This window comes from Pseudomonas poae RE*1-1-14 (assembly GCF_000336465.1).
Lineage (GTDB): Bacteria > Pseudomonadota > Gammaproteobacteria > Pseudomonadales > Pseudomonadaceae > Aquipseudomonas > Aquipseudomonas poae.
In genome coordinates, this window is the sequence record NC_020209.1 from 1,397,373 (window position 1) to 1,417,075 (window position 19,703).

15 protein-coding genes, 1 tRNA gene and 1 pseudogene are annotated in these 19,703 nt (G+C 60.0%); 12 read left to right on the top strand and 5 right to left on the bottom strand.

The genetic code is table 11. The features are described from left to right. From uvrC to H045_RS06460, 4 genes and pseudogenes are all read left to right on the top strand, one after another. On the top strand, positions 1–1,824 hold the full coding sequence (gene uvrC / locus H045_RS06445; protein WP_015371777.1) for an excinuclease ABC subunit UvrC: 1,824 nt from the start codon (positions 1–3) through the stop codon (positions 1,822–1,824). Positions 1,825–1,856: 32 nt separating this feature from the next. Continuing rightward, complete coding sequence (pgsA, locus tag H045_RS06450; protein ID WP_003232771.1) at positions 1,857–2,417, top strand: CDP-diacylglycerol--glycerol-3-phosphate 3-phosphatidyltransferase; 561 nt, start codon at positions 1,857–1,859, stop codon at positions 2,415–2,417. A gap of 60 nt (positions 2,418–2,477) precedes the next feature. Further along, positions 2,478–2,553, top strand: a tRNA-Gly gene (locus tag H045_RS06455). 229 nt (positions 2,554–2,782) lie between these two features. Continuing rightward, positions 2,783–2,977, top strand: a pseudogene (locus H045_RS06460) (Arm DNA-binding domain-containing protein); the annotation flags it as partial. A 331-nt stretch (positions 2,978–3,308) separates the two neighbouring features. Here the strand turns inward: H045_RS06460 and H045_RS06465 are convergent. Then, the gene (locus H045_RS06465) at positions 3,309–3,986 is read right to left on the bottom strand and encodes a GntR family transcriptional regulator (protein WP_003235722.1); all 678 of its coding nucleotides are present in this window, start codon (positions 3,984–3,986) and stop codon (positions 3,309–3,311) included. Positions 3,987–4,270: 284 nt separating this feature from the next. Here H045_RS06465 and H045_RS06470 point away from each other — a divergent pair, with 284 nt between their 5' ends. The 7 genes from H045_RS06470 to H045_RS06500 all read left to right on the top strand — a co-directional run bounded on the left by H045_RS06470 (position 4,271) and on the right by H045_RS06500 (position 12,422). Further along, positions 4,271–5,356, top strand: a complete 1,086-nt coding sequence (locus H045_RS06470; protein WP_015371779.1) for a phosphotransferase — start codon at positions 4,271–4,273, stop codon at positions 5,354–5,356. 25 nt (positions 5,357–5,381) lie between these two features. Continuing rightward, a complete protein-coding gene (locus H045_RS06475) occupies positions 5,382–6,737 on the top strand; it encodes an aspartate aminotransferase family protein (RefSeq protein WP_041931450.1) in 1,356 nt (451 codons plus the stop codon). A gap of 193 nt (positions 6,738–6,930) precedes the next feature. Beyond that, on the top strand, positions 6,931–7,599 hold the full coding sequence (locus tag H045_RS06480) for a haloacid dehalogenase type II (RefSeq protein WP_015371781.1): 669 nt from the start codon (positions 6,931–6,933) through the stop codon (positions 7,597–7,599). A 3-nt stretch (positions 7,600–7,602) separates the two neighbouring features. Continuing rightward, positions 7,603–8,484, top strand: coding sequence for a GNAT family N-acetyltransferase (locus tag H045_RS06485; protein ID WP_015371782.1), 882 nt, complete (start codon positions 7,603–7,605; stop codon positions 8,482–8,484). A 69-nt stretch (positions 8,485–8,553) separates the two neighbouring features. Next, positions 8,554–9,831 (top strand): NAD(P)/FAD-dependent oxidoreductase, encoded by a 1,278-nt coding sequence (locus H045_RS06490; RefSeq protein WP_015371783.1) that lies wholly within the window; start codon positions 8,554–8,556, stop codon positions 9,829–9,831. Positions 9,832–9,963: 132 nt separating this feature from the next. Next, the gene (locus tag H045_RS06495; RefSeq protein ID WP_015371784.1) at positions 9,964–11,601 is read left to right on the top strand and encodes an ABC transporter substrate-binding protein; all 1,638 of its coding nucleotides are present in this window, start codon (positions 9,964–9,966) and stop codon (positions 11,599–11,601) included. Positions 11,602–11,780: 179 nt separating this feature from the next. Then, positions 11,781–12,422, top strand: coding sequence for a glycoside hydrolase family 25 protein (locus H045_RS06500; protein ID WP_015371785.1), 642 nt, complete (start codon positions 11,781–11,783; stop codon positions 12,420–12,422). Between the two features lie 91 nt (positions 12,423–12,513). Here H045_RS06500 and H045_RS06505 read toward each other — a convergent pair whose 3' ends face one another. Further along, on the bottom strand, positions 12,514–13,290 hold the full coding sequence (locus H045_RS06505) for a hypothetical protein (RefSeq protein ID WP_003235705.1): 777 nt from the start codon (positions 13,288–13,290) through the stop codon (positions 12,514–12,516). A gap of 193 nt (positions 13,291–13,483) precedes the next feature. Between H045_RS06505 and H045_RS06510 the strand changes: the two genes are divergently transcribed. Then, entirely contained in the window at positions 13,484–14,797 is a 1,314-nt protein-coding gene (locus H045_RS06510; protein WP_015371786.1) for an APC family permease, read from the top strand. Here H045_RS06510 and H045_RS06515 read toward each other — a convergent pair. The 3 genes from H045_RS06515 to H045_RS06525 form a co-directional block, all read right to left on the bottom strand. Beyond that, positions 14,787–16,340 (bottom strand): methyl-accepting chemotaxis protein, encoded by a 1,554-nt coding sequence (locus H045_RS06515; protein WP_422394199.1) that lies wholly within the window; start codon positions 16,338–16,340, stop codon positions 14,787–14,789. The two genes, H045_RS06510 and H045_RS06515, sit on opposite strands and share 11 nt — an antisense overlap. Positions 16,341–16,570: 230 nt before the next feature. Continuing rightward, a complete protein-coding gene (locus tag H045_RS06520) occupies positions 16,571–18,157 on the bottom strand; it encodes a rhamnogalacturonan lyase B N-terminal domain-containing protein (RefSeq protein ID WP_015371788.1) in 1,587 nt (528 codons plus the stop codon). Next, a complete protein-coding gene (locus H045_RS06525; RefSeq protein ID WP_003235697.1) occupies positions 18,157–19,380 on the bottom strand; it encodes a pectate lyase family protein in 1,224 nt (407 codons plus the stop codon). Before H045_RS06525 ends, H045_RS06520 begins: the two co-directional genes overlap by 1 nt. Positions 19,381–19,703: the final 323 nt, after the last annotated feature.

The window sequence follows — 19,703 nt, forward strand, 5'->3', positions numbered from 1 at the left end:
ATGACCACACCGTTTGATGCCAGTGCCTTCCTCTCGACCTGCAGTGGCCGCCCCGGCGTGTACCGCATGTTCGACAGCGAGGCGCGCCTGCTGTATGTGGGCAAAGCCAAGAACCTGAAGAACCGTCTGTCGAGTTATTTTCGCAAGACCGGCCTGGCGACCAAGACCGCCGCGCTGGTGGCGCGTATCGCCCAGGTCGAAACCACCATTACCGCCAATGAAACCGAGGCGCTACTGCTTGAGCAGACGCTAATCAAGGAATGGCGGCCGCCCTACAACATCCTGCTGCGTGACGATAAATCCTACCCCTACGTATTTTTATCCGACGGCGCCTTTCCGCGCCTGAGCATTCACCGTGGGGCCAAGAAGCAAAAGGGCAAGTACTTCGGGCCCTATCCCAGCGCCGGCGCAATTCGTGAAAGCCTGAGCCTCTTGCAAAAGACCTTTTTTGTGCGCCAGTGCGAAGACAGTTTTTACAGGAACCGTACCCGGCCGTGCCTGCAATTTCAGATCAAGCGTTGCAAGGCGCCTTGTGTGAGCCTGGTCGAGCCTGCGGAATACGCTGAGGATGTGCGCCACTCAGTGATGTTCCTCGAAGGGCGCAGCAATGCCCTCACCGATGAACTCTCCGGCGCCATGGAGCAGGCGGCCAGCACCCTGGATTTTGAGAAGGCCGCGGAACTGCGCGACCAGATTTCGCTGTTGCGTCGCGTGCAGGACCAGCAAAGCATGGAAGGTGGCACCGGCGATGTCGATGTGATCGCCGCCTTCGTCAACCCCGGCGGCGCTTGTGTGCACTTAATCAACGTTCGCGGTGGCCGGGTGCTGGGCAGCAAGAACTTCTTTCCGCAAACCGGTATCGACGAAGACGTGGCCGAAGTCATGGCCGCATTTCTGGGCCAGTATTACGTGAGCAGCCCCGAGCGGGATCTGCCCTCGGAGCTGATCGTCAACGTGGTGCACGAAGACTTCCCCACGCTGATCGAAGCAATTCACGAGCTGCGCGGTCGCGAGCTGGACATCAGCCACCGCGTACGCGGCACCCGTGCCCGCTGGCAGCAATTGGCTGTGACCAACGCCGAACAGGCACTCAGCGCGCGCCTTGCCAATCGACAGCACGTCGCCGCACGGTTTGAAGCGCTGGCCGAAGTGCTCAAGCTCGAGGAACCACCGCAGCGCCTGGAATGCTACGACATCAGTCACTCCAGCGGCGAAGCCACCGTGGCCTCTTGCGTGGTCTTCGGGCCGGAAGGGCCGATCAAATCCGATTATCGACGCTACAACATTGAAGGCGTGACGGCCGGCGATGACTACGCAGCCATGCACCAGGCCCTCATGCGCCGCTTCAGCAAGTTGAAGGAAGGCGAGGGCAAGCTGCCTGATATCCTCTTGGTGGACGGCGGCAAGGGCCAGCTGTCCATGGCCCGCGATGTGCTCAACGAACTGGCGGTGCCGGACCTGATTCTGCTCGGTGTAGCGAAGGGGACGACGCGCAAGGCCGGTTTCGAGACGCTGTACTTGAATGACGCCGCCCACGAGTTCACCTTGAAGGGCGATTCACCAGCACTGCATCTGATTCAGCAGATCCGCGACGAAGCCCACCGATTCGCCATTACCGGCCACCGCGCTCGTCGCGGTAAAACCCGGCGAACCTCAACCCTGGAAGGGGTGGCAGGGGTAGGTCCGACGCGCCGACGCGACCTGCTTAAACATTTTGGTGGCTTGCAGGAGCTGTCCCGTGCCAGCATTGACGAAATAGCCAAAGCACCCGGTATCAGTAAAAAGCTCGCTGAGCTGATTTATGCAAACCTGCACAGCGAATAGAATGCCTTTCCACCTCGTAGCCAGTTGTGCCGATGAATATCCCTAATCTGATCACCGTACTACGCGTCCTGCTTATCCCGATTTTCATTTTATTGTTCTATTTGCCCTACGAATGGAGCTATGCGGCATCGAGTTCCGTGTTCGCTTTCGCCGCCGCCACCGACTGGCTCGACGGCTACCTGGCCCGTCGGCTGGAGCAGAGCACGCCGTTCGGCGCGTTTCTCGACCCTGTGGCCGACAAGCTCATGGTAGCCGTTGCCCTGGTATTGCTGGTGCAGGAACACGGCAACCTGTGGCTGACGCTGCCGGCTGCGGTCATCATCGGTCGCGAGATCGTGGTATCGGCCCTGCGCGAGTGGATGGCCGAAATCGGCGCCCGCGCTCATGTTGCCGTTTCCAATATGGGCAAGTGGAAAACCGCTGCCCAGATGCTTGCGCTGGTCATCCTGCTCGCCAACCCGTCGGACTTCTCCTTCTGGGTTCTGACAGGCTACGCCTTGCTGCTGATCGCCGCCGGTCTGACCCTGTGGTCCATGCTCCAATACCTGCGCGCCGCCTGGCCGCATCTGCGCACTACCGTCGAAAAGAAATAAAACTTTTTTGAATCAAGGTGTTGACGATCGCCGAGGATTCTATAGAATGCGCGTCACCAAGCGGGAATAGCTCAGTTGGTAGAGCACGACCTTGCCAAGGTCGGGGTCGCGAGTTCGAGTCTCGTTTCCCGCTCCATATATCGATCTACAGAGTTCCATGGAAGTCTGTAAGTCATTGAAAATAGACGCTTCGGCGTCTTTTTTCGTTCCGCCAGCATCCACCGGAAGCCACGGGTATCCGGACGTTTTTAGTCCAGAATCTAGTCCATGAACATGGCGGGCTTCGAGATCGGATTGTTGCAGGAGCCCGACGAGTCATTTGCTGAACATCTAGCCCTGAATTTCACCTTCAGGAGGCTAGAAGCATGGCTCTTTCAGATGCTGCCGTCCGGCAGGCCAAGCCCACCGGCAAAGACTACACCCTCGGCGATATTGACGGCCTGTCCCTGGCGGTGACGGCCTCGGGCGGGCGTTCGTGGCACTTCCGTTATTGCTGGGGCGGCAAACAAAAGCGCATGTCGTTGGGCACCTATCCGCAAGTCAGCTTGCGTGAGGCGCGGATCTGATGGGTTACGGAATGTTTATTCTTTCAAGGTGTTTGTGGCATCCAGGAAAATGCTGGTGGGCATTTACAGGCGCGATGCTCAGTCATAGAGCGGTTTGTATGCTTGTCCTACGCGCAGTGAAGGAATTTTCTGAATCTTTATGGAGGGGCGTTTTGTTCAATTGGTTTTCCAGGAGGCACTGGAGGTTGATCGTTGTGGTAATGCGGGAAAAGCGCTGTGAGCCATGGGCGCCATGGCGGACGATAGCGGTCTCATGAACACGATGAAGCGCTGCAGCCGCTGGCTGAGAACACCAATCCCGCGTCGGCGATGGTCAAGATAACGCTCACCGCCGACTCTCGAAATTCGCGCGTAACAGCTTCGTACTCAAATCCTCCCAGTGCTCGACGAAGGCTGCCCGAGCCGTCTCGAAATCCCGGCTGCGCAAGCACTCTATCAAGTGCTCGTGGTCGGCGACGATATCCTTGGGGTCTTCATAGCAGGGTTGTTGCAGCACCAGCAGCAATTCGATTTCGCTCTCCAGCATGGCGTAGCTTCGCTGCAATCGCGGGCTGCCGCTGGCACGGATAATTGCCCGGTGAAAGTCGCCATCGGCCATTACCACTTCTGAACGGGGTGCATCCGCCGAGGTTTGCCGCAACTTTTCCACGGCATCCAGTGCGTCGGGTGGGATCACGCCGCTCAGAATAATCATGCGCACCGCTTCGGTTTCCAGCACTCCCCGCAACCTGGCGATGTCCACGATTTCGTTTGGCCCGAACTCGGGTATGCAAAAGCCGCGATGCGGTACCTTCAGCAGCAAGCCGAATGACACAAGCAACTGGGCAGCGCTGCGGAACGTGTTGCGGGCGACTTCGTATTCCTCCGCCATTTTGATGTCCCGCAGAAACTCACCTGGCTCGAAATCACCGTTCAGGATCCTGGCTTTGAGCTTGGCAGCCAACACCTCTACCGCCGACAGGGTGGCGGTGGACGTTTCGATGTGCGTGTTAAGAAAATTCATTTTATGCAAGACCAGGGTGGAGGCTCGGCTGAAGGCGATTCTAATACGTGATGGGGATAGCGCACCAGTGAGGTCATGGGCGGATCGGATAATTGTTCAACAATTACTAAATCCATAAAAATATTAATTTAATTATTTCTGTTTAAATACAATTAGTTATAGGTTTTGCGAGTCGTTATTTCAGGGCATTCGTATTTTTACCCCTTTAAAATTAAAAAGTTGTAGCACAATATTGCTCCATCGAAGGCTGCTGCACATCGCCTTCCAAGGCCTGGAGTTCAGCGATGCAAAAGATGCGAAAGGGTGTGGATACGGACGGCCTTGCGGCATTGCAGAGCGATCTGGCGGCCCCTTTTACCCCGATTTCGTTAGAGGAGGGCGGCCGGATTCTGCAGGATCATTTCGGGATCAACGCCGCTCTGACGCGCTTTTCGACCGAAAAAGACGACACATTCCGCTGTGACACGGCTGACGGAACATCCTGCGTTCTTAAAATCTCCAACCCCCGGGAAGTGCCGGTTGAGCTCTCGCTGCAAATCGAAGTCATGCGTCACATAGGGTATGTGGCTCCTGAGCTTCCGGTTCCCAGGGTGCATCAGTCGTTGCAGGGGGAGTACCTGACGCCCATTGCGGCGGCCAATGGCGATGTCCGGCACGTGAGGCTGATGAGTTTTCTGCCGGGCATGCCCCTGGATAAAACCTGTGCGAACGCTGAAGTTCGCGAGCACATCGGCGAAATGCTTGCACGCCTCAGGTTGGCCACTGCCGGCTTTGCCCACCCGGGCGAGTCGCGAACAGTGTGCTGGGATGTTCAGCATCTGGGCACGCTTGAGCCCTTGATGCGCTACGTGCCCGAGCTCGCGCTTCGGCAGTTGCTGGGAAACGCACTCAATCGGTTCCTGGACATCGAGGGCCTGATTGGCGGTTGTCGCAAGCAGGTGCTGCATAACGACTTCAATGCCTCAAACATCGTCATTGATCCGCACAACCCGAAGTCTGTCAGCGGCATTATCGATTTCGGTGACACCGTCAAAACGGCCATTGCCATTGATGTTTCCACCGCAATGATGAACCAGCTGGGCGTGGTGGGCGCAGGCAACGACGTGGATATCTTCGCCCCGGCAAACGATGTGCTGAGAGGGTATCTGCGTGTCGCCGATCTGACCGCCGAAGAACTCTCCCTTATCCCCCATCTGGTCATGGCGCGCCTGGTCACCAGGGCGTTACTGACGACCTGGAGATCGCAGCTTTTTCCGCACAACAGCGCCTACATCCTCAGGAATGCTGCGCCAGGCCTGGCTCAGCTTGACTGGATACTTCGCCATTCACCGTCACACCTGTCAGAGCTTCTGCTGTCCTTCGCCGATTGATTCGTCCTTGTGAGTGAGGATTCAAATGAGTAATTCAAAAATCGAGGCTGTCCGTGGTGATATGCCCAATGGCTTCAACCCGGCCCATACCGAACACCTGGACGCTGCGGCGCGTGAGCATATACAGCGGCGCTCCAACCTGCTGGGGCCGGGCTATCGGTTGTTCTATAACGAGCCGGTAGGCGTTGTCCGCGCCAAGGGTGCCTACCTTTACGACAAGGACGGTAACGAGTACCTGGACGCCTACAATAATGTGGTGTCGGTAGGGCATTGCCATCCGCGCGTTGTCGCTGCAATCACCCAGCAAATGACGACCTTGTGCAGCCACACCCGGTACATGCAGGAAGGGATTCTTGATTATGCCGAGCAGCTGCGCGCTACCGCAGGCGGCGAGATGGCGGCCGACGGTCAGATGATGTTTACCTGCAGCGGTTCGGAAGCCAACGATCTGGCCATCCGCATTGCACGCCATCACACCGGGCATACCGGGGTCATCGTCACCTCCGAGGCGTACCACGGCAATTCGGCAACAGTGGCCGCCTTTTCGCCGTCGCTGGGGGCCAATGCCAAACTCGACCCCTATGTGCGACGCGTGCCCGCACCGGATTCCTACCGTATCCCGCGTGAAGCATTGGGTCGTTATATGGCCGACCAGGTCAGTGCACAGATTCAGGATATTCAGCGCCATGGCGGCGGGGTCGCTGCCTTCATTGCCGACTGCCTGTTTTCGTCCGATGGCCTGTTCTGTGACCCGGTGGACGTGTTCGGGCCGATTGCCGACGTGGTGCGCAAGGCCGGCGGCCTGTTTATCGCCGATGAGGTTCAGTCGGGATTTGGTCGTAGCGGCACGCATTTTTGGGGCCATCAGCGCCACGGCGTGGCACCGGACATCATCACCATGGGCAAACCCATGGGTAACGGCTACCCCGTTGCCGGGTTGATGGTGCGCCCGCAGGTGGTTGAAAGCTTTGGGCGTGACATGCGTTATTTCAACACCTTTGGCGGTAACAGCGTGGCCATTGCCGCCGCCCAGGCCACCCTCGACGTCATCCAGCAAGAGCAGCTCATGCTCAACGCCAACCGCATCGGCGGACTGATCCTGGCAGGTCTCAGAGACCTGGCCGCGCGCTATGAGCAGATTGGCGATGTACGCGGCACGGGCATGTACTTCGCCGTTGAGTTGGTCACAGACCGGAGCAGCAAAACCCCCGATATGAAAACCGCACTGCGGCTGGTCAACCATTTACGTGAAAAGCGTGTGCTCATCTCCGCCACGGGACCCGACGCCAGCATCCTCAAAATTCGCCCACCCCTGATCTGGACTGACAGGGAGGTGGGGCGGCTGCTTGACGCTCTGGAGAGCGCGTTCGCTGCGTTGTAAAAAGCGCACGCCGGCTGCCTCGGCAAAGTCTGCCGGAGCAGGCCTCTCAAACAGTGTTTTGTACCAGTTAAACGTTACTTTCAATCGGTTTGCAGGGCGTCGTGGTGTTCCAATAAATCCATCACAAACCGCCGTGTGCACCGAGTAAAGGCTTGACCCGTTGCGACCTCATTACTCATTCAGGACTGCATTCATGAGCTTTCTTCGCCCCAAGTACATTACTTTCGACTGCTACGGCACGTTGACCAATTTCAAAACCGCCGCCTTGACCCGCGAGTTTTTCGCCGATCGCGTCCCCATCGAGCGGATGGATCAGTTCATCAAAGACTTCGCTGCCCATCGGCTGGACCAGGTGATGGGCGACTGGCGTCCCTATGACGAGATTCTCAAGACGGCCCTGGCGCACACGTGCAAGCGCTGGGGCATTGAATATCGCGACGAAGGCCAGCTGTACTACGACGCCGTGCCGACCTGGGGCCCACACGCCGACGTACCCGCAGGGCTGGCCAAGATTGCCGACAAGATCCCCTTGGTGATTTTTTCCAACGCCATGGACGAGCAGATCATGCACAACGTCGACAAACTCGGTGCCCCCTTCCATAAGGTCTTTACCGCCCAGCAGGCGCAGGCCTATAAGCCACGCCTGGCTGCATTCGAATTCATGCTCGATAACTTGGGCTGCGGGCCGGAGGACGTGTTGCATGTGTCCTCGAGTTTTCGCTACGACCTGATGTCTGCCCATGACATGAAGATCAAGCACAAGGCATTCGTTGCCCGTGGCCATGAACAGCCGGCGAACGCTGCCTTTGGCTACCACCAGATCCCGGATATTGGCGGGCTGCCTGGCCTGGTCGGACTCTAGCCCATGAAAACCCTGCATGCCGCATCAGCGGACCCTCAATTGATGCCCTTGCGCGCAGATCATCTGCCGCAGGCGGTCGATCTGTCACGCGCCTTGGCGTGGCCGTACCGTGAGGCTGACTGGCGCTTTGCCTTTGAGCTCGGCGCCGGTCTCGCCGTGGAGGCCGAGGGCCGACTGGTGGGCACTGCACTGTGGTGGCCGCAAGGCGAAAGCCACGCCACGGTAGGCATGATCATTGTGTCGTCAGCCATGCAGGGCAAGGGCATTGGGCGCGCGCTGATGGACGGTCTGCTGCAGCGCACCGGTGAGCGAACGCTGATACTCAACTCCACTCAAGAGGGCCTGGCGCTGTATACCCGGCTGGGGTTCATCGCCCATGGGCAGATTTATCAGCATCAGGCGTTGCTGGAGCAGGCGTCTCAGTTTGCCGCCCATGATGGCGCGCATGTCAGGGTCATGCAGGTCGAGGATGAGCCGTCGGTGCGACAGCTGGACCGGGCTGCCACCGGCAGGGATCGCAGCGCATTGTTAAGTCACTTGTTCGACATCGGCATCCTCCTCGTCGTTGATTACGGTGATGGCGTGGCGGCTTATGCCTGCGCGCGCGAATGGGGCCGTGGCGTGGTGATCGGTCCGGTGATCGCCAGTGGGCCAGCGGCAGTGCCGGATGCCAAAGCGCTAATCGCCGCACTCGCGCAGGCTCATCGAGATCGTTTCATTCGCATCGACGTGACCGAAGACAGCGGCTTGTCACCCTGGTTGAGCGAAAACGGCTTGCCCTGCGTGGGTCATGCGAAACCCATGGTGCGCACCACGCACACTTTCCCGAACACGGCTGAAACGGATGCGCATTTGTTTGCCCTGTCCAACCAGTCGATTGGCTGACCCCGGTAACTGCTGCAAAGCCTGCATGGCGCGAATGGCTCACTTACCCTCAGAGGATGGATGTTGCGTATGAAGATGATGCCCTATTGGCTGGATACCGCTCCCAGGTTTGCCGCGGGTGAACGTGACGCGCCCAGTGGTGAGGTTGACGTGGCAATCGTTGGTGCCGGGTTTACCGGCCTGTCTGCTGCTATCGCGCTGGCCAAAAAGGGCGCAAAAGTTGCGGTGTTCGAGGCCGGTCTGGTCGGCAACGCAGCCTCCGGACGCAATGGCGGGATGTGTAACAACGGCTTTGCGCAGGACTACCATGCGTTATCGACCGCTATTGGCCGCGAGCGCGCGAACCTGCTGTACCGCGCCTTTGACGCCGGCGTCAGTAAAGTGGAGTCACTGATCACAGAGGAGAACATTGACTGCAGCTTCAAGCGCGTCGGCAAGCTAAAACTGGCGGCAAAGCCTGAGCACTTCGACAAGCTGGCCCGATCCCAGGCGCTCATGGAACAGGAGTGCGACCCCGATACCTCCATGCTGACGCGCGAGCAGTTGAGCGGCGAAGTCGGTACCGACCGTTATTTTGGCGGCCTGCTCTTCGGTAAAAGTGCCGGCATGCATGTGGGTCGCTATGGTCAGGGGCTCGCCGAGGCTGCCGCCCTGCGTGGCGTGCGCATCTACGAGCAGGCGCCGGTGCTTGGCCTGTCGCGTCAGACAGGCACCGTGCATCAGGTGAAGACGCCACGCGGCGAGGTGCGTGCCAAGCAGGTGCTGCTGGCGACCGGCACGTCGGCGGTGGGGCCGCTTTCCTGGTTTCGCCGACGCATTGTGCCGGTGGGGGCTTTTATCATTGTCACCGAGCCCTTGTCCGCCGAGTTGCTCGACCGCCTGGTGCCGAGCCGGCGCATGTACACCGATACGAAAAACTTCGTTAACTACTTTCGCATCACGCCCGACAATCGTTTGTTGTTCGGTGGACGTGCGCGCTTTGCCACGTCCAACCCTGCCTCCGATGCGAAAAGCGGCGTCATCCTGCAAAAAGCGCTGATCGATATCTTCCCTGAGCTGAGCGGTACGCGCATTGACTACTGCTGGGGAGGCATGGTGGACATGACCCGCGACCGGCTGCCCCGCGCCGGTGAGCACGACGGGTTGTTCTATTCCATGGGTTACAGCGGCCACGGCACGCATATGGCGACCTACATGGGCGCGATCATGGCCGAGGTGCTCGATGGCCGCGCCGACCTCAATCCATGGCGGGACTTCAACTGGCCTGCCATTCCCGGTCACTTCGGCAACCCATGGTTTCTGCCCTTGGTGGGGGCCTATTACCGGTTTCAGGATCTGGTGCGCTAAGCCGCGACCTGGATTGTTGCACGCTGCACGCTAGTTACATTGATGTTGGCATCACCGTCGTTCGCGTTTGAAAGGACGTTCCGCTCCGTCGGAACACGCCGTTTTTCTCATTTTTCGACAGGTACAACTGTAATGACCGACACCGAAATCGACTCCCAACTGATCAGTGGCCAGGAAAGTCTGCGCGTCTTCGAAAGTCTGAATCGTGATGTCTCTCGACGCAGAACGCTGCAGATGCTGGGACTCGCCGGTGTCGCCGCCGCCGGGGCCGGTAGCCTGTTCGGCGCCGCCGGCAAGCTGTTCGCCGATGAGGCAGCAGCCCCGGTCAAAGGCAAGCCCGGTGGACGGATCCGCGTCGCCGGCATGAACAGCTCCACCGCCGACACCCTCGACCCCGCCAAGGGCTCCGGCTCTACCGACTACACGCGCCATTACATGTTCTATAACGGGCTGACGCGTTTCGACAGCCACATGGTGCCGCAGCTGGAGTTGGCCGAGCGCTTTGAGACAACCGATGCCACGCTCTGGGTGATCACCCTGAGAAAAGAGGTGACCTTCCACAACGGCAAGCCTCTTACCGCGGCCGACGTGGTGTTTTCGTTGTTGCGGCACAAAGACCCTATCTCGGGCTCCAAAGTTTTGTCGCTGGCAGAGCAGTTCAGCGAGATCAAGGCGGTCGGTCAGAACGAAGTGCAGATCCGCCTCAGTGGCCCGAACGCCGAGCTGATGTCGATTCTTGCGGTGTCGCACTTCCTGATCGTGCCCGAAGGCACCACCGACTTTAACCTGGGGATCGGCACGGGGCCGTTCAAGGTCAAGGAGTTCAAGCCCGGCGTGCGCTCGATTGCCGTGCGCAATACCCAATACTGGAAACCGGGTTTGCCCTACCTGGATGAAATCGAATTCATCGGCATTGCCGACGAGCCTTCAAGGATCAACGCGTTGCTTTCGGGCGATGTGCATATCACCAACGAAGTCGACCCGCGCTCCACCGTACGCATCAAGGCCAGCAACACGCATAAAGTCATTTCATCACCGTCGGGCAACTACACCGACCTGATCATCCGGCAGGATCAACTGCCAGGTCAGAATCCGGACTTCACCCTGGCGATGAAATACCTGCTGGACCGAGAGCAGGTCGTATCCGCCGTGTTCAGGGGCTTCGCCGTGGTCGGCAACGATCATCCGATTGCGCCCGGCGCGCGTTACTTCAATACCGCGCTGCCGCAACGCGCCTACGACCCGGAAAAAGCCAAATTCCTGCTGAAGAAAGCCGGCATGGAGAGCATCACCATGCCGCTGTTCGCATCGCCCGCAGCCACCGGCTCGGTAGAGATGGCGGTGCTGCTGCAACAGTCGGCGAAACAGGCCGGGCTCAAGCTCGACGTCAACCGCATGCCAAGTGATGGTTACTGGAGCAACCACTGGGCCAAGCACCCGCTGACGTTCGGCAACATCAACCCACGGCCGAACGCCGACGTGATGTTTTCGCAGTTCTTCAAGTCGAACGCCCCATGGAACGAGTCCGCCTGGAAGAACGAGCAATTCGACCAGTTACTGCTGCTGGCCCGTGCCGAAACCGACGACGCCAAACGCGGCAACATGTACGCGGACATGCAGACACTGGTGCACGATCATTGCGGCATTGGCGTACCGGTGTTCATCAGCAACATTGACGGTGTCGACCAGCGCGTCAAAGGCTATGGCGCCAATCCGCTGGGCGGCTTCATGGGCTATATGTTCGCCGAGCAAGTCTGGCTGGATGCCTGATCGCGGCAGCGATATCTGTATAACCGCTGTGCGTGATCGCCTGTGGCGATTGAGATGGCTGCGGGCGTGACCCTGAACGTCGACTCGGCGCCGTCCAGGAAGCGGTAATCCGATAGTGCATCTGGGCTGATCGAGCATGAAAAGATGCGCCGACCAGATACCCACTATGGAGCGCAGAGATGAGTTGTGAAGAGTCGAACAATCGGGAAAATGCACGCGGCATTGATGTCTCGCGCTGGCAGGGCAACGTCGACTGGGGGCGTGTGGCGGGCGCCGGTATCACCCATGCGATAGCGAAAATGACCGAGGGCGGCGACTACACCGATCCCAAATTTGTCGAGAACTTCCAGGGAATGAAGGCGAACGGCTTGAAGGCCGGGATTTACCACTATTTCCGTGCGTTGAGCAGCACGCCCTGTGAGCAACTGGCCAATATCAAGGCGCGCCTTGCCGAGGTGGACTTCAAGCTCGGGCAGGACATTTTGGCCATTGATGTCGAGACCAATCGCAACGAAGGCGCCACTGCGGATCAGATGGCAGATGCCCTGTACCAGTTGGTTACGCTTGTTCGGGTTTCGCTGCTGGAGGGAGCTTATCCGCATATTTATGCCTCGCCCAACATCTGGAACAACCACGTGGCCTGGCACAGATACGACTTTAGCGAATGCCCGCTGTGGATCGCCAACTGGAACGTCGCCGAACCTACAGTTCCGCCAACATGGAGCAAGCAGGGCAAGAGCTGGCAGTGGTGGCAGCACAGCAGCAAAGGGCAGGTTGACGGGATCCATGGGGCAGTGGATCTGAATTGGGTCAGGCTTTGATCGCAAGCAGCACAACGGCGCTTATGTGGGCCGTTGTCTGCTGCGCGAAGATTAGCGCCTGTTGCCCTCCTTGCCAGCGCTCTATCGACCGCTAAGCAGCAGGCCTGACCCGAAAGGCCAGAAACACCGGGCCTGCAGGGAAGGTGCTGATTTCCAGTTCGTCCAGCGGATTGAGCGTGTTCATACGGCTGCCGGCATTGCTGTAAAGCGTATGATCGCCCGCGGCGGCGAGGTTTATCTTGCCGGCGGCGGCCTGGATCAGCGTCACCTTGAACCCTTCGGTCACTTCCTCACCTATCGTCAGGGTGACGTCGGTGTTGCTGATGACCAGAATCGATTTGCCTGAATCGGCCATGGTCAGGGAGCGGCTGCCGGTGATCGAGGTATTGGTGTGCACGTGGCCACCGGCGTGGTAGGTCACCATCCTGGGGTCGGCGAACACGCGGGCGAAGGCGCCCACGTAATTGACGCTGGCGCGCATGTCATCAAATTGTTCGACCACATAGGTGCCGATGCTGCCGGCGGTATCGGCATCGGAGTCAAACACCCATTTGCGACCGACCATCAGCCCGATCTGGGTGTTGGTGCGTACGCCCGTGCGCAGTTCTTCGAGATACAGCGTACCGATCTGGCCGCCGCCGTTGCCCTGCACATAGGTAAGCCGCGCAATGGAGTGGCTGTTGCCCGTCGGGCTGCCCTGGGAGGTGTCGACCCGATAGTCGACACAGTCCGCCGAGAGGATGGTGGTGGTGGTGTTGGCGTTGGGGGCCCAGGTGAACTCCAGCACCCTGCCGGCCTTGGCCTGTTCCAGTGAGACGGTGGTCTGCGATGTGGTGCTGGAGCCTGACTGCTTCAGATCGTCGGTCATGATACTTATCCTTAAGTGAGGTGTTTTTTACTGTTCATTCATACAGTAGTCGTAGTGTGGTCATCGCGCGAGGTGAGGCGACGAACTGCACGGATGAGCCGCAGTTGCCCGCAACACTGGCACGCTGACGGAACTTCAACGGTGCAACCGTCCTCCACAGGGAATACTTCACAACCCGCCGCCAGAGCCGCCCATGACCCAATCCCCCAGTCGCTCCAAACCGTCCCTGCGCCGGGCCATTACCGGTCCGATGCTGTTTCTGTTCATCCTGGGTGACGTGCTCGGCGCCGGTGTCTATGCGCTGGCCGGCACCATTGCGGGGGAGGTGGGCGGGGCGATCTGGGTGCCGCTGCTGGTGGCGCTGTTTTTTGCCATGCTCACGGCCGGCTCCTACGCGGAACTGGTGACCAAGTACCCGCACGCGGGCGCCGCGTCGGTGTTCGCCGAGAAGGCCTTCAAGTCGCCGCTGATTTCCTTTCTGGTGGGCTTCAGCATGCTCGCCGCAGCGGTGACCAGCGCCGCCGGGCTTTCGCTGGCGTTTGCCGGCGACTACCTGGCAGCGTTCATCAATATCTCGCCGCATCTGGCTGCGTTGATTTTTCTGCTGGTGATTGCGTTGCTCAATGCGCGCGGCATCAAGGAGTCGCTGGGCGCCAACATGCTCATGACGGCGATTGAACTGTCCGGGCTATTGCTGGTGGTGGTCGCGGCCGCCTGGTGTTTCCAGTCGGGCGAAGCCAACCTGGGCCGCGCCTTCGAGTTCAAGCCCGGCATCAACCCGATGCTTGCCGTGCTTGGCGCGGCGCTGCTGGCGTTCTACTCGTTCGTTGGCTTTGAGACATCGGCCAACCTCGCCGAAGAAATCCGTGACGTGCGCAAGGTCTATCCGCGTGCGCTGTTCGGCGCGCTGATGACGGCCGGCATCGTTTACATGGCGGTAGGTGTCGCCGCGTCCACCGTGCTGCCGATGGACAGGCTGATGGCAACCTCGGCGCCGTTGCTGGAAGTGGTGCGCGCGTCAGGCTTGAACATCCCGCCCAAACTGTTTGCGTTCATTGCCCTGGTGGCGGTGGCCAACGGCGCGCTGTTGACCATGATCATGGCCAGCCGCCTGACCTACGGCATGGCGCGCCTGGGCCTGCTGCCCGAACCGCTGTCGCGGGTGCTGCCCAAGCGGCGTACGCCGTGGGTGGCAATCATCGCCAGCAGCCTGGTGGCTATCGCACTGACGTTGACCGGCACCCTGGCGGCGCTGGCGCAGACGGTGGTGCTGTTGCTGCTCTTTGTGTTTCTGAGCACTAATCTGGCGGTGCTGGTGCTGCGCCGTGACACCCTCGACGTCGACCACTTCCGCGTGCCCACCTGGGTGCCGGTGTTGGCGATCGTGTCGTGCCTGCTTCTGCTCAGCCAGCAGAGCCTCGACACCTGGTTGCGGGGCGGGGCGCTGCTGCTGTTGGGCATGCTGTTGTACGGCTGCAACCGGCTGGCGGCCCGGCCTAAAGCTTGAACTGGCGGGTCAACTGATTGAGGTCGGTCGCCAGCTTGGTCAGCTCGGCCGTGGCAATCGCCGTCTGGTTCGAACCTTCGGAAGCTTCGCTGGACAGGTCGCGGATACTCACCAGGTTGCGATCCACTTCCCGCGCGACCTGGGCCTGTTCCTCGGCGGCGGTGGCGATCATCATGTTGCGCTCGTTGATCTGGCTCAGCGAGTCGGTGATGTCGCCCAGCACTTTACCGGCACCGTTGGCCATTTCCAGGGTTTGACTGGCCTGAGCGCTGGTCTGGTTCATCGACGACACCGCATTGCCCGTGCCCGCTTGGATCGAGCTGACCATCTGCTCGATTTCCTGGGTGGATTTCTGCGTGCGATGGGCCAGCGCCCTGACTTCATCGGCCACCACCGCGAAGCCACGACCGGCTTCACCGGCGCGCGCGGCTTCAATGGCGGCGTTCAAGGCCAGCAAGTTGGTTTGCTCGGCAATCGCCCGGATCACGTCCAGCACCTTGCTGATGTCATTGGCCATGGTTGCCAGCGCTTGCACTTCACCGGAGGTGGACTGCACGTTGGCGACCATCAGATTAATGGCAGCGACGGTGTCGTTTACCTGATTACGCCCGGCGATGGCGGCCGAGCTGGAGTGCGCGGTCAGCTCGGAGGTGGTGGCCGCGTTGCCGGCGACTTCTTCCACGGCGGCGGTCATTTCGGTCACCGCGGTGGCCGCCATTTCGATTTCATGGTTCTGCCGCTGGATCGTGCGCGAAGCGCCCTCGGTCACGGCATGCATTTCTTCGGAAGTGGCCGCCAGTTGCGTGGAGGAGTCGCCGATCAGCGCCAGGGCATCACGCAGATTGGACTGCATGGTGGCAATGGCTTTTGACAGCTGCGCCGCTTCGTCGGAGCCCTCCACATCAATGCGCTGGCTTAAGTCATTGGCGGCGATGCGTTGGGCCATCAGCAGGGATTGATTGATCGGCGCTGTGAGGCTGCGGGTATAAAGCCAGGCCAACAGTAATGACGCGGTTACCGACAGGAGCATGAACACGCCGACGATCAGCAGTGTTTGCTGATAAACGTCATCGGCGTCTTGTCCGGCTTTTTTCGCCTTGTCCTGGTTAATGCTGATAAGGTTTTTCAGCGCGGTTTCGACTTTGTCTGCCGCTTCTTTCATGGGCCCGTTGGAGATGGCGACTGCACCTTCCAATTGTTGTGCGCTAACTAAAGAGAGGTAATTGTCCTGGGTTTTAAAGTAATCAACTTGAAACTCGCGCAACCTTGCAAACGCTTCCTGACCTCGAGGCGTGACAATAAAGTTTTTCAGGGATTGTGAATATTGATCGATCAACTGCCGCGATTGCTGGATATCGCTGATGGCCTTGGTACGCCGCTCCTGAGGCTCGATCGGATTGCGAACCCTGGCGTTGTTGCCCCGGATGGTGACAAACTCGCGATCCAGTTGGCCCAATAGTTGTACGCTGGGCAATACGTTGGTTTCGACATACTTCTCTGCTGTTTTAAGCAGCCCGGCCTGCCTGAGAGCGAGTACTCCCATCGCAATAATGATCAAGCAGAAAAAACCGAAACAAACAGCCGAACGCGGCGCGAGATTTAGTTTACGTAAAAACATGTTAATTCCTCAGGTGTGGGCGCTTGCACCCGTGGAATTAATATCGACACGGTTGTTCGAAACTTTACGTACTCACGCAATTATAGTTTCGTTAGTTTATATTTTTAATTAGTCAATAATAATTAGATGTCCAATTGTTTCGGTATTCCCCGGCGTCATTCCTGCACCCATTGCACGCTGTCAAACACAAAGCCCGGGCTCAGAAAACCCTGGCCGGTTTTGCCTGATGCAACGCCAATCTCCAGTGTATTGAGCCCCGCATGCAACGCCGCCGCCGGAACACTGACGTCGAACACCGTGTTGTTGCCCCGATAAGTCCCACGGGTAATGCCACGGCTGTCAGGCTGGCTGGATGCCTGGGGCACAGGCGCTGTCCACTGCTGGTTGACGCTCACCGTGGGACGCCCGCCAGCTTGGGCCAGTGAGATGAACAGGCGCAGGCGGTAGGCGCGCAGCTCGTTGGCGGCCAGTACGAACTGGATGCGCGTGGGGCTGTTGACGTCGCGCCACTGCGTGGCGGGGAAGGCGTCGGGCCTGCTGGTGCCGACGCTGTAGGTGACGGGCGCCCATGGCGTCATGCGTGTATCGCTGGGGTGCGCAGAGGCCAGCAGATGGGCATTGAGAAACCCGGCAGGTGTGCCATCGGGTGTGCCGATCTGCCATTTCACCTGGCCGGCCAGAGCATGAGCCTGCACGCGCGCGCGCGTGGTTGCGCCCGCGTTGATATCCACCGTGCTCTGCGCCACCTCAAGCTCACCCTGATAAAGCGTCAGGCGGTAATGCCCCGGCCGAACCCCCGTCAACGCAAACCGCCCGCTGCCGTCGGCCCGCGCCCAGTATTGGGCGTTGGCATTGCTCAAGCCCACCACCGCTGGCAGTCCATAGGCCACGCCGCCCACCTGGCCGACAACGGCGCCGCGTTCTGTGCTACCCACAAAGCCGGCCAGCCCCAGACGGTTGTCGACGAACCCCAGGTCGGTCAATGCCGCGTCGGGCGCGTCACCGTCGGTGAACAGCAGCCCGTAGACACCGTGCAGGCCGCCGCGATAAGGCTCGGTCTGGGTATGGTTGGAGAACATGTAGTTGTACAGCTCGTGGGTGATCGGGGTTTTCTGCGTGGCGATGTCCTTGAAGAACGGGCCGCCCGCGCTCAGCTCGCGGTTGCCCATCATCATGTACACCGCCACCCCCGGGCCTTTGACGCCGTGCAGCGGGTCATCGATCATCGCTTGCGCCGAATAGAACTTGGAACTGGTGCGCCCATCGGCGAGCAAAAACACATCCTTGCCTTCGATGGCCGTGCCGACATTGGAATCGGTGCCACGCTCGGCCTTGGGCAGCTTGTTGACATTCAGCCGCGCCACAAAGCGCAGCTCGCCCACCGGCAGCAAGGCCGGCGCATAGGTCGCCATGTAGATCGCCGCGCGTCCTTTTTTGGCCAGGTAGTAGTGGATCAGCTCACCCGCCCGCGCGCTGATCACAATCACATCGCCCACGGTGTGCGCCTCCACCTGTGCGCTGCCGAGTCCAGAAGCAATCTGCGAGGCCTTGGGTTCGGTGGTCTGCAGTTCGTTGCCGCGATAGCGCATCGAGACCAGGTCGCCGTTGCGCGTGTCCACGCTGAAAACCAGGTTGGCGTCGGTGTCGACCACGATGCGCGCGTCACTGCGGGTAAAGCCGAAACCGGCGGCGTGAGCCTGAATCGCCAGGGTGCACAGCACGATCAGCATGAGACGTCGCATCAGCTTTTCTCCAGAGTCATATGGCCGGCGCCGGCATCGCGGGGCACCTGCAGGCGTACCCTGTCGGGCGGCTGCGGCGCCACAAGGTACTGGCGGTATTGACTGAACGCTTGCAGGGCCGCCGCGTCCTGAGGGCGATAATCATCGCCACTCTGGCACTGCTGGTTCGGCACACAGGGCCGGCCGATGGCGGCCTGGCAAGTGTTATCGGCGGCGGGGGCGAAGAGGGCGAAGGCGGTGCCGGGCTGGCGGGTGTCGTTGAACAGCGGGTGGGACACGTCATCGAAGACATTGCCTTCCACCAGCAGATGGGCGCTGGTGGTGCGCGACATGATCGCGCCCTGATACGTCAGGTGGGCGAACACATTGTTGACCAGCTGCGCACGCACCTCGGCACCGCCCATGCCGCCGGCATGAGGCGCACGCCCCGAGGTGTCGTGCACGTAGTTGCCCGCCAGCGTCAGGGTGTCGTGGTGACCGAGAAACAGCCAGACCCAGTAGTGGTGACCGTCACAGGTCGCCGAATAGGGCGTGCGGCCGTCGAATTCGTTGTTGGAAATCGTCACATGGGTGGCGCTGCCCCAGCCGCTCACGATCATCTGCCGGCCGATCCGCGCGAAGGTGTCGTGGTCGATCCACACGCCATCGGCATCGTCCAGCGTCAGCGCATCACCGCCCCAGACCACTCGCGGGTTGATGTCCGAAAGCGTCAGGTTACGCACGATGACATTGTGCGCGCCGCCGCCAATCAACAAGCCCATGCCCTGGATCCCGGCATGGGCGCCCACGCCCAGCAGCGTTTTGTTCGAGCCGACCTTCAGACGCTGCAGGCCGGCCTTGTCATAGCTCACCGTGGCCGGCGGTTTGGACTGGCAAAAATGGTTGGCGCCGTCGATGGCCCACTGGCCGCCGCCTTTGGGGCAGGCGTTGGCCATGCAGCCGGCCTCGGTTACCCGGGCGCTGCCATCGGTGACCACTGAGCCGCGAAAATCGAAAGTATGGTCAAGGGCGATCACGCGCGGCGTGGTGTCGGTGCAGTTGCCTCGCGCATCGAAGCGGTCACACAGAGCGTTTTTCAACTCGGCCGGGGTGGCGGGGTGCACGGCGACAGCCTGTCCGCCGCCGCTGACTCCTTGGGCAAAACCCTGAGGCGTCGCAGCGGCGTGGCACAGCGGCACCGCCAGCAAACACAGGCAGAGCACAAACGAATTTCGACGCATCATCGGCATGTTCCTGAGTGGCCTACCGCAGGCCGGCCATCATCCAAATACCCGGGGGGATTTATCAAATGGTTTGAAACCGATTGCGATGTTCTTCAGCTGTTGTTCAGTTGCGGGCAAACTGGCGCTGTGGCGAGCGGGTTTTTTGTGCTGAACAGACTTGTCGTGGCGAGCAGGCTTGCCCAATGCCGTTCAGTTAAGCGCAGATTCCCTGTGGCGAGCAGGCTTGTCCTGCGTTGGGCTGCGCAGCAGCCCCAAAACCGCACTCCGCGCGGTGTCAGGTACACCGCATGTTCCTTGACTGGGGGCGCTTCGCACCCCAACGC

Bases quoted from the DNA above. Each gene is read 5' to 3' on its own strand.
- H045_RS06480 (WP_015371781.1), top strand. From the start codon at position 6,931: ATGAGCTTTCTTCGCCCCAAGTACATTACTTTCGACTGCTACGGCACG.
- H045_RS06495 (WP_015371784.1), top strand. From the start codon at position 9,964: ATGACCGACACCGAAATCGACTCCCAACTGATCAGTGGCCAGGAAAGT.
- H045_RS06490 (WP_015371783.1), top strand. From the start codon at position 8,554: ATGAAGATGATGCCCTATTGGCTGGATACCGCTCCCAGGTTTGCCGCG.
- H045_RS06515 (WP_422394199.1), bottom strand. From the start codon at position 16,340: ATGGGAGTACTCGCTCTCAGGCAGGCCGGGCTGCTTAAAACAGCAGAG.
- H045_RS06500 (WP_015371785.1), top strand. From the start codon at position 11,781: ATGAGTTGTGAAGAGTCGAACAATCGGGAAAATGCACGCGGCATTGAT.
- H045_RS06505 (WP_003235705.1), bottom strand. From the start codon at position 13,290: ATGACCGACGATCTGAAGCAGTCAGGCTCCAGCACCACATCGCAGACC.
- H045_RS06520 (WP_015371788.1), bottom strand. From the start codon at position 18,157: ATGCGACGTCTCATGCTGATCGTGCTGTGCACCCTGGCGATTCAGGCT.
- H045_RS06510 (WP_015371786.1), top strand. From the start codon at position 13,484: ATGACCCAATCCCCCAGTCGCTCCAAACCGTCCCTGCGCCGGGCCATT.
- uvrC (WP_015371777.1), top strand. From the start codon at position 1: ATGACCACACCGTTTGATGCCAGTGCCTTCCTCTCGACCTGCAGTGGC.
- H045_RS06485 (WP_015371782.1), top strand. From the start codon at position 7,603: ATGAAAACCCTGCATGCCGCATCAGCGGACCCTCAATTGATGCCCTTG.
- pgsA (WP_003232771.1), top strand. From the start codon at position 1,857: ATGAATATCCCTAATCTGATCACCGTACTACGCGTCCTGCTTATCCCG.
- H045_RS06475 (WP_041931450.1), top strand. From the start codon at position 5,382: ATGAGTAATTCAAAAATCGAGGCTGTCCGTGGTGATATGCCCAATGGC.
- H045_RS06525 (WP_003235697.1), bottom strand. From the start codon at position 19,380: ATGATGCGTCGAAATTCGTTTGTGCTCTGCCTGTGTTTGCTGGCGGTG.
- H045_RS06470 (WP_015371779.1), top strand. From the start codon at position 4,271: ATGCAAAAGATGCGAAAGGGTGTGGATACGGACGGCCTTGCGGCATTG.
- H045_RS06465 (WP_003235722.1), bottom strand. From the start codon at position 3,986: ATGAATTTTCTTAACACGCACATCGAAACGTCCACCGCCACCCTGTCG.